Annotated in this window: 8 protein-coding genes; 5 read left to right on the forward strand and 3 right to left on the reverse strand. The window is 74.0% G+C overall.

Annotation, left to right across the window (positions count from 1 at the left end; translation table 11 throughout):
- The first annotated feature begins 111 nt into the window (after window positions 1-111).
- The 4 genes from ACFRMQ_RS32080 to ACFRMQ_RS32095 all read left to right on the forward strand — a co-directional run bounded on the left by ACFRMQ_RS32080 (window position 112) and on the right by ACFRMQ_RS32095 (window position 4679).
- Complete coding sequence (locus tag ACFRMQ_RS32080) at window positions 112-1560, forward strand: endonuclease/exonuclease/phosphatase family protein (RefSeq protein WP_380734241.1); 1449 nt, start codon at window positions 112-114, stop codon at window positions 1558-1560.
- A 104-nt stretch (window positions 1561-1664) separates the two neighbouring features.
- Window positions 1665-3662 (forward strand): phosphocholine-specific phospholipase C, encoded by a 1998-nt coding sequence (locus ACFRMQ_RS32085; protein WP_380734242.1) that lies wholly within the window; start codon window positions 1665-1667, stop codon window positions 3660-3662.
- Window positions 3663-3751: 89 nt separating this feature from the next.
- Window positions 3752-4225 (forward strand): VOC family protein, encoded by a 474-nt coding sequence (locus ACFRMQ_RS32090; RefSeq protein ID WP_380734243.1) that lies wholly within the window; start codon window positions 3752-3754, stop codon window positions 4223-4225.
- Between the two features lie 4 nt (window positions 4226-4229).
- Window positions 4230-4679 carry an SRPBCC domain-containing protein gene (locus ACFRMQ_RS32095; protein WP_380734244.1) on the forward strand — a complete coding sequence of 150 codons (450 nt, stop codon included), beginning with the start codon at window positions 4230-4232 and terminating at the stop codon, window positions 4677-4679.
- A gap of 55 nt (window positions 4680-4734) precedes the next feature.
- Here the strand turns inward: ACFRMQ_RS32095 and ACFRMQ_RS32100 are convergent, their stop codons facing one another.
- The gene (locus ACFRMQ_RS32100) at window positions 4735-5988 is read right to left on the reverse strand and encodes an aromatic acid exporter family protein (RefSeq protein WP_380734245.1); all 1254 of its coding nucleotides are present in this window, start codon (window positions 5986-5988) and stop codon (window positions 4735-4737) included.
- Between the two features lie 89 nt (window positions 5989-6077).
- Complete coding sequence (locus tag ACFRMQ_RS32105) at window positions 6078-6812, reverse strand: polyprenol monophosphomannose synthase (RefSeq protein ID WP_380734246.1); 735 nt, start codon at window positions 6810-6812, stop codon at window positions 6078-6080.
- 201 nt (window positions 6813-7013) lie between these two features.
- On the opposite strand from ACFRMQ_RS32105, the gene ACFRMQ_RS32110 reads away from it, so the two are divergent.
- Window positions 7014-7775, forward strand: a complete 762-nt coding sequence (locus ACFRMQ_RS32110; protein WP_380734247.1) for a hypothetical protein — start codon at window positions 7014-7016, stop codon at window positions 7773-7775.
- 10 nt (window positions 7776-7785) lie between these two features.
- Here the strand turns inward: ACFRMQ_RS32110 and ACFRMQ_RS32115 are convergent, their stop codons facing one another.
- Window positions 7786-9342: a N,N-dimethylformamidase beta subunit family domain-containing protein gene (locus ACFRMQ_RS32115; RefSeq protein WP_380734248.1), complete on the reverse strand. Its 1557-nt coding sequence runs from the start codon at window positions 9340-9342 to the stop codon at window positions 7786-7788.
- Between the last annotated feature and the right edge of the window lie 412 nt (window positions 9343-9754).

A 9754-nucleotide genomic window follows, 5' to 3' on the forward strand; every position in this document is an offset into this window, starting at 1 on the left:
GTTGTACAGCCAACTGTGGGCGCCTCCTCCCAGCCTCCGTGACCAGCCGGACCCGGCACCGGTGCGCCGTCCCCGGCGGCCCCGGACCTCCGGGCGGCGGACAGGACAACCGTGGCCGCAGGCAGCGCCCTGACGCTCAGCTCCTCCAGCAACCCCGCCGAGGGCCCCACCGAGGGCGACCGGCTCACCTTCCGCTGGACCACCGACGCCCCCGACGCCAAGAACTGGGTCGGCATCTACGACGACGGCCGCCAGCCCGGCAACGGCGGCTCGCTGCTGTGGAAGTACACCCCGGGCACCTCGGGCGAGGTCCAGCTCGACACCTCCGCGCTGACCGGCGGCCCGTACACCGCCTACCTGCTCGCCAAGGACGGATACGGCGTCCTCGCCCGCACCGAGCCGTTCGGCTTCCGTCCCAAGCCCGCCGTCGTCCGCCCGCACGCCGCCGTCGACGCGTTCACCGCCACGCCCGTCGCCCCGGGCGCCGCCGTGGCGGTCAAGGTCGGCGGCCTCTGGTCGCGCCCGGCCGGCAACCCGCCCGGCTCCGCCGCGTACCGCAAGGTCGGCGGCCCGGCCTGGGCCTCCGTCAGCGCCGACGGCACGCTCACCGGCACCGCGCCCGCGACCCCCGGCAAGACCCCCGAGACGGTCGTCGTCGGCGTCAAGGACAGCGCGGGCGCCATCGACACCGTCACGGTCCTCGTCCCGGTGGTGGACCCGGCCGCGGCGCCGCGGCTCAAGGCCGCCAGCTGGAACCTCCACGACGCGGGCGCGGCCCACACCGACGCGCTGGAGAAGCAACTGCGAGTGGTCCTCGCCCAGGGTCTGGACGTGCTCGCCCTCCAGGAGACCGCGGGGGAACGGGCCGCGACCCTGGCCGACGCCCTCGGCTGGTACGCGTACCAGAGCCCGGGCAGCGTCGGCATCCTCAGCCGCCACCCGCTCACCGACATCACCCCGCCGACCGCCGACCTGCCCGCAGCCGCGGCCACCCTCCGGCTGCCCGGAGGCCGCACCGTGCGCTTCTGGGCCGCCCACCTGGACGAGGCGGGCTACGGCCCCTACGCCGTCCAGGACGGCCGGACCGCCGCCGAGGTGGTGGCCGCCGAGAAACTCTCGCCGCGGCTGAAGCAGGCCCAGGCGCTGGCCGCCGCCGTGCGCGCGGACATCGCCCGGCGCACCCCGGTGGTGCTGGCCGGCGCGCTCTCCTCGCCCTCGCACCGGGACTGGACGGCCGCCACCGCCGCCGCCCACCAGGGGGTCGGCGCGCTCGCCTGGCCGGTCACCGCGGCGCTCCAGGCCGCCGGGCTGACCGACACCTTCCGTGAGGAGAACCGCGACCCGGTCAAGGCCCCGGGCGCCACCTGGTCGCCCACCCGCAAGCGGCGCGGCGACCGTCCGGAACCCCAGGACCGCGTCGACTACGTCCAGTACGCGGGCCCGCTGAAGCTGGTCGAGGCGCACACCCTGGTCGCCGACTGGCCGCAGCCCGAGCCCGGCACCGCCGCCAACGAGTGGCCCTCCGACACCGCCGCCGCGGTCGCCACCTTCCAGCTCTGAGCCCTCCGGTTCCGAGTCCTCCGGTTCCGAGCGCTCCGGCTCCGAACCCGCTGACTCCGAGCGCCCAGGCTCCCCAAACCCCAGCCCCGAGAGGCCAGTTCGCCATGCCCGAGCTCTCCCGCCGCACCTTCGTCGGCGCCACCGCGGCCGTCGGCGCCACCGCCCTGACCGGTCTGGCGGCCACCCAGGCGGAGGCCGCCCCGGCCCCGGCCGCCGGCCCCAAGCCCGGCTCCCCGCTCACCGGCACCGTCAAGGACGTCAAGCACGTCGTCGTCCTGATGCAGGAGAACCGCTCCTTCGACCACTACTTCGGCACCCTGTCCGGCGTCCGCGGCTTCGGCGACAAGCAGGCGCTCCGATTCCCGGACGGCACCGACGTGTTCCGCCAGCCCGACAACCGGCGCAGCGACGGCGGAGTGATGCTGCCGTACCGGATGGACACCGCCAAGTACAACGCGCAGAACGCCGGTGGCCTCCCGCACGACTGGGCCACCGGCCACCAGGCCATCAACAACGGCGCGATGGACAAGTGGATCGCCGCCAAGGGCGAGCGCACCATGGGCTACTTCACCCGGGACGACATCCCCTACCAGTACGCCCTGGCCGACGCGTTCACCGTCTGCGACGCCTACTTCACCTCGCTGGCCGGCCCGACCGACCCCAACCGCCTGTACCTGTGGACCGGTACCTCGGGCCCCGGCCGAGACGGCACCACCGGCCCGTGGATCGACAACACCCCGGTCACCGACAACCCCGTCGCGGACTGGACCACCTACGCCGAGCGCCTGGAGGCGGCCGGCGTCAGCTGGCGGGTCTACCACAACCCCAGCAAGGACGACCGCACCGGCGACTACGACGACAACGCGCTCTCCTACTTCAGGCAGTTCCACGCCTTCCCGCACGACGACCCGCGGTACGTCAACGCGATGACCAAGTTCGACCCGGCCGACTTCGACCGCCACTGCAAGGACGGCACCCTGCCGACCGTCTCCTGGCTGGTCGCGCCCTACCTGTTCTCCGAGCACCCGGAGGCCGGCCCGGCCTACGGCGCGCACTGGGTCGACCAGGCCCTGACGTCGCTGATGTCCAACCCGGAGGTCTGGCGGCACACCGTCTTCCTGGTGATGTACGACGAGAACGACGGCTACTTCGACCACGTCGTGCCGCCCACCCCCGAGCCCGGCACCCCCGAGGAGTTCACCCACGGCCGGGCCATCGGCCTTGGCAACCGGGTGCCGCTGTGGGTCATCTCGCCCTGGTCGCGCGGAGGTTGGGTCAACTCCCAGGTCTTCGACCACACCTCGGTGCTGCGCTTCATGGAGCTGGTCACCGGGGTGGCGGAGCCCAACATCTCGGCCTGGCGCCGGTCCGTCTGCGGCGACCTCACCAGCTGCTTCGACTTCGCCGCCCCGGAGTACTCGATCCCGGTGCTGCCCGACACCAAGGCCCTGATGGCCAGGGCCGACGCGGGCACCAAGTTGCCCGGCGTCGCGCTGCCGGCGGTCGGAACCCAGGCGATGCCGGCGCAGGAGCGCGGCGAGCGACCGCACCGCCCGCTGCCGTACCAGCCGTGGGCCGACGTCGAGGTGGACCGGAAGACCGGCAAGGTCACCTGCGTGATGAGCAACGACGGCTCGGTGGCCTTCCCCTACACCGTCTACCCGAACATCCTGCTGCCCTTCTCCGGCACCCCGTACACCGTCGCGCCCGGCGCCACCGCCCGGTACGTCTGGGACGCCGCCGCGACCGGCGGCCGCTACGACTTCACCGTGCACGGCCCGGACGGCTTCGTCCGCCGCTTCGCCGGCGCCGTGGTCCGCGACGGACAGGACGGCCAGAACGACGTCGGCGTGCCGATCGTCACCGCGGACCTGCGCGGCAACCGCGAGCTCACCCTGCAACTGGCCAACGACGGGATGACCGACGTGGCCTTCACCGCCGCGCCCAACGACTTCGCGGGCAGCGCGCAGACCGTCTGGGTCAAGCCCGGCAAGCAGGCCGACCTGGCCTGGCCGCTGGACCGGCAAGGCCGCTACGACGTCGTCGTGACCGCCCACACCGGCCGGCGCTTCGCCCAGCGCTACGCGGGCTGGGTGCACTGAGGCGTGGTCAACCCGCCGGGGGCGCCGATCCGGTGACCCCCGGCCGTGGCTCGGTGGCCCGGTCGCGGCCCGCCGCTACCGTCGGGCACATGCAGAAGATCAGCACCTTCCTCTGGTACGACCACCAGGCCGAAGAGGCCGCCGCCTTCTACACCACGCTGTTCCCGGACTCCCGGGTCGTCAGGACCACCCGCTACGGCGACGCCGGCCCCGGCCAGGCCGGCTCGGTGATGACCGTCGAGTTCGAGCTCGCCGGCCGCCCGTACACGGCCCTCAACGGCGGCCCCGAGTTCCGCTTCACCGAGGCGATCTCGCTCCAGGTGGAGTGCGACGACCAGCGGGAGGTCGACGAGCTCTGGGCGAAGCTCACCGCCGACGGTGGCCAGGACGGCCCGTGCGGCTGGCTCAAGGACCGCTACGGCCTCTCCTGGCAGATCACCCCGCGGGTGCTGCTCGACCTGATCGGCGACGGGGACCGGGCCAGGGCGGCCCGGGTCATGGCGGTCATGCTGCGGATGCGGAAGATCGAGATCCAGCCGCTGCTCGACGCGGCCGAGGGGTGAGGCCGTGACCGCCCTCGGCCACCGCGGCATCACCTACCTGCGGGCCACCCCCGAGCGGGTCTGGCACGCGCTCACCAACGCCGATGAGTCCGGCGTCTACTGGGGCCACCGCAACGTCTCCACCTGGCTGCCCGGTGCGCCCTGGGAGCACCAGCGGGCCGACGGCTCCGGCATCGCCGACGTGATCGGCAGCGTCGAGGCGGCCGACCGCCCGCACCGGCTGGTCACCACCTGGGCCGGGCCCCAGGAGCAGCGCACCGGGTGGCCCTCCAGGGTCACCTTCGAGATCCAGGGCTGGCAGGACCTCACCCGGCTCACCGTCACCCACGAGAACCTCGGCGACGAGGCCGCGCGGGCGGACGCCGAACAGGGCTGGTCGGCGGTGCTCGCCAACCTCAAGACCTACCTGGAGACCGGCCACCCGCTGCCGCAGCAGCCCTGGCTGATGCCCTGAGCACAACCGCACGGCCGCACGGCCGCACGGCCCCGTCACGGCGGAGGTTCCGGTGCTACGCCGCCGGGCGCTCCGCCGTGACGGCCGCCCGGTCGCCGCGCGCCCGCTCACCGCGCACCAGGCGGCGCAGCCAGGCGTAGCGGGAGAACCGCTCCTGGTTGGCCACCGAGGCCCGGTCCAGTTCCTCCATCAGCCGCCGGCCGCGGTGCTCCAGGTCCATCTCGTCCAGGATGCGGTCCACCTCGGCCAGTATCGAACCGTGGAGCTGCCAGGCCTCCGGGTGCTCCTGGACCTTGCGCAGCAGCACCTGGGCGACGTTGTCCCGGCAGGTCCAGGCCGCCGCCAGCTCGGCCGTCAGCCGCTCCTCCGCCTCCTCGGCGTTGCGGCTGACCTGGGTGGTCACCAGCACCGCGTAGCTCACCATCGCGCCGCCGACGTGCTCCAGCAGTTCCTCCAGCCCCACCGCGACGTCCGGAGGGAAGAGCTCCTGGTCGGGCCCGCGCCGCTTGGCCAGGTCGGTCAGCGAGCGGGCCAGCACCCGGATCACCACGACGCAGATCTCCAGGGTGTCCAGCCCGGTGCGCAGCACCAGCCGGGACAGCAGCCCCTCGCTGATCCGGGGGTTGAAGCGCAGGCTGTCCTCGGCCTGGCGCAGCGCCGCGTCCACGTCGGCGATGGCCTGGTCCAGCCGGCGGGCCTCGTGCAGCCGCTCGGCGGCCCGGGCCACCGGGGTGGGGCGGCCCAGCTCCTCGGCGATGTCGAGCAGCAGCTGGCGGGCCCGCCGGGCGAGGTCCTCGATCGACTCCCCGGCGGTGTCCACCCAGACCGGTGCCGCGAACACCAGGTTGAACAGCAGGCCGACGGCGGCGCCGATGAGCGTCTCCAGCACCCGGTCCCAGGCCTGCGAGGCGAGCTTGGTCACGCCCAGGATCAGCATCGCGCTGATCGCGACCTCCTGGACGAACTCCTCGACCCGGACGAAGCGGCCGACGACCAGGGAGGCCAGGATGATCAGCCCGAGGCTCCACCAGGAGAGCCCGACCACGGCGCTGAACCCGATCGCGATCAGCACCCCGACCACCACCGAGTTGACCCGTCGGACGCTGGTCTTGAGCGTCGAGTAGACGGTGACCTGGACGACCAGCAGCGCGGTCAGCGGCGCCGTCAGCGGCGCGGGCTCGCTGCTGAGCCGCGTCGCCACCGCGTAGGCGATGGTGGCCGCGACGGTGGCCCGGACGGTCTGGACCACGAAGGGGTCTCGGGCGCAGCGGCGGACCAGGTCCGTGAGGGACTCCGGGAGAAGGGCCATGCCGCCCTTCTTTCCCCGCGGCGGCGCTTCACACCGGTCGCCGGGCCGTACGGCACCCGTACGACCGCATCGACCCGGACCGGCGGCCGTCAGCTGTCGCGGTCGAAGCGCAGCTTCCAGGGGGCCAGCGCGGACTCGACCTGGACGCCCATGCTCATCTTGGAGGCGCCCTCGATCCGCTCCTCGAAGCGGATCGGCACCTCGCGGATCGTCATGCCCCGCTTGACGACCCGGTAGTTCATCTCGACCTGGAACGAGTAGCCGTTGCTGCGCACGGTCGGCAGGTCGATGGCGCGCAGGGTGCTCGCCCGCCAGGCCTTGAACCCGGCGGTGGCGTCCTTCACCCCCAGGCTGAGGATCGTGTTGACGTAGAGGTTCGCCCAGGCGGAGAGCGCCTTGCGGTGCCAGGGCCACTCCGCGGCGGTCGAGCCGCCGGGGACGTAGCGGGAGCCCAGCACCACGGCGGTGCCGTCGGTCCGCAGCGTCTCGACCATCGCGGGTATCGCCGAGGCGGGGTGGGAGAGGTCGGCGTCCATCTGCACCACGATGTCGGCGCCGTCGTCCAGGGCCCTGGCCATGCCGGCCAGGTAGGCCCGGCCGAGGCCGTCCTTCTCGGTGCGGTGCAGCACGCTCACGGTGCCGTCGGAGTCCGCGGCGAGCTTGTCGGCGATCTCGCCGGTGCCGTCGGGGGAGTTGTCGTCGACCACCAGCAGGTGCAGGTCGGGCACCGGAAGCTCCGCGAGCAGACCCGCGAGCACCGGGAGGTTCTCCCGCTCGTTGTACGTGGGGACGACCACAACGACCTTGGGGGAGGCCTCGACCATGTTCTGTTTCCCTCGTGCCCTTGCCGACGGCACGCTGCCGTACCGGTCGGATTTCCTGATGATTTACGGTGGTTGGACCGTGTGAGTGTATCGGGGCCTCACGCCTCCCGGTGCTCCGGGCAGGGGCGCAAGCCCGTTCGACCGCGATGCGGTACGGTGACGGGCCGCAGACACTCGGAACGGTAGTCCCGGAGAACACTTGTGACGTCCCGTCGTGCCATCCTCCTGCCCGCCACGGCCCTGCTCCTCGCGGTCACGGGTTGCAGCTCGGACGGCGCCTCCCCGGTGCCCACCTCCACCGCGGCGGTCGGCGCACCCGCCGACGCGAGCGGTGCCTTCGATCCGGCGGCCGCGATCGCCCACGGCTTCCGGGAGCCGTACGTCACGGCCTTCGAGATGGTCGTCGAGACGGGCGAGGGACCCGAGAAAGAGGTGTTCACCACCACCGGCCGGACGAACCACAACACCTCCGAGGAGGGGTCCCGGTCGGAGACGAAGACCGTCCGCGGGTCCGAGGTCGTGATGTGGGAGGAACAGGTGACTGCGGACGGGGTCCGCCACCGGCGGGACAAGACGGAGGACCGGCCCCGGTGGACGACGGATCCGAAGGCCCTGGTGGCCCCCCGGAACGACGCCGACATCACCGCCGGCTTCGTCAAGGTGCTGCTGGACGCCGGGCCCGCCGCCCGCAAGGGCATGGAGACCGAAGCGGGTGTGCCGGTGTACCACCTGGCCGCCCGGCTCTCGCCGGCCGAGATGCGCCGCGCCGACCCGTGCTACGGGAACGGCGGGCAGCAGAACGCGGGCACGGAGGGGGTCGACTGCGAACTGTGGATCGACCGGCTCGGCCGGATGGTCCGCGCCGAGCATTCCACGGTGGTCGCCGGTCAGCGGGTCGTGACGAAGGAGCACTACTCGGACTTCGGCCCCGTGGAGACCTTCACCCCGCCCACCACCGGCTGAACCGGCCCCGCTACGCCGTGCCGTAGACGGCCGCCAGGTTGTCCTGGGCCGGACGGGTGCGACCCGCCGGCCCGGCGGCGAAGGCGCGCAGGACGTTCTCGGTGACCCGGCGAACCAGGTCACCGGCGTGGGAGTCGATGCCGTGGTCGGCCCGGCCGCCGCCGGGGCCGTGCGCCTCCAGCGCCTCGACCCAGCGCATCGTCCCGGTGGCGAACACCCCGGCCCCGCTCGGCACGGTGGCGTAGGCGGTGTCGGAGTGGGAGTGCCGCCCGTCGCAGACCACGGGGGAGTGGGCGATCACCTCGATGGGGCGGGGCGTGGGGAAGCCGGTGTCCACCCGGTCGTACTCCACCCCCACCAGGTGCGGGAAGGACGCCCCGGCGGCGACGCCCGTTCCCTCGAAGGTCCAGTGGCCGGGCGAGGTGACCACGTACGGGGCGTCCACGGGATAACCGTCGTAGATGACGCCGAGCATCGAACTCTCCGGGTCGGCGCCGGGGCCGGCCCGGAAGTCGGTGGTCGCCGGAGCGCCCGCCCGGTGGCCCGGGTCCTGGGCCCAGGCGTCCTTGTAGCAGACCACCGTGCGGTCCGGCCCGAGGTCGGTGGGCTCGAAGCGGACCCGGCGGAAGCAGCAGTTCGCGCCCAGGACCGCCAGGTTGGTGCCGGCGTCCCGGGCCGCCGTCACGTGGGCGCGCTGCTCGGGCGACCAGTACTCGTCGTGGCCGAGCGAGAGCACGGCGCTCGCCCCGGCCAGCAGACCGGGCTCGCGGGCCACGTCGATGCCGGTGGTGTAGGCGAGCGGCAGGCCGAGCCGCTCGGCGAGGGCGACCAGCGGTGCCTCGTACACCAGGAACAGGCCGGCGCCGTGGTCGTAGTCGTACGGCCGGTCGAAGACGACCTCCAGCGAGCGGGTGGCCAGACCGCCGGTCGGGCCGTTGTAGAGGCTGTGGCCGCCCCACTCGTTGTAGGCCTGCCAGGTCGCCGGGGCGCTCATGACCACGGTCCGGCCGGCGGTGGTGGCCGAGCGGACGGTGAGCGGGACGTAGCGCCGGCCGGAACCGTCCTCGGCGTCCAGGCGCAGCAGGTAGGCGCCCTCGGACCAGCCTGCGGTGTCCACCGCGAGGGTGCGCTGCCAGCCGGTCAGCACGGTGCGGGTCACCGGGTCCACGTGCGGCGGCGCCTGCCGGGTACCGGCCACGTGCTCGCGGCGCCAGACCAGCCGGGCGCGGGCGCCGTCGTACCAGCCCATCCGGTAGGCGGAGACGGTGAACGCGGCGGCCGGGGTGGAGACGTGCAGCCCGAAGGTCTCGCCGGGCAGCACGCTGACCCGGTCGGCGAAGCCCTCGATGGCGCCGTCCGGGCCGGGGTCGGTGATCTCCCAGTCGGGGTTGCCGGGCAGGGAGCGCTCGCCCTCCGGGCGGCCGTGCCCCTCGGCGGACGGACCGCTCGGGGTGCCGCTCGGGCTGGGGCCGGTGGCGACGGCCCCGGCGGACGGCGGGGCGGACGGGTCCGGGGCGGCGGCCGGATCCGGGCGGCGAGGGCCGCAGGACGTGACGGCCGCCGCCATCAGGCCCAGGCCCAGAATCCTCCGTCGACTGGGCTCCGCCACCGTGACCTCCGTGTTCCGCGGCCGGACTCCCGGCCGGCTTCCTGGTCCTGCCCGTGTCCGTGGGTGCGTCGGTCCGACCGGCGGTGCGCCTCGTGGCGCCGGCCCGCCGTGTCGGTGCGCGCGGACATCCTCGCGTGTTCGGCGAGGTCTGTGCAGAGCGCCGCGCCCGGCCCCGGGCGCCGACGGGGGCCCGGCCGCGCCGCCGGGGCCGGTCCGTGGCCGGGCAGGGCCGTACGGGCGCACCCCGGGCGTGTCGGCCCGCGCGCCGTCCGGCCGCGGCGCACCGGTCCCCTAGCCTGACCAGGCCCGCCGTCCGGCGGCCGCCGGGGGGCCGGAGCGGTGCGCGCCCGGCCGAGTCGTGGACAGTCGC

Source organism: Kitasatospora sp. NPDC056783, assembly GCF_042789895.1.
Taxonomy (GTDB): Bacteria; Actinomycetota; Actinomycetes; order Streptomycetales; family Streptomycetaceae; genus Kitasatospora.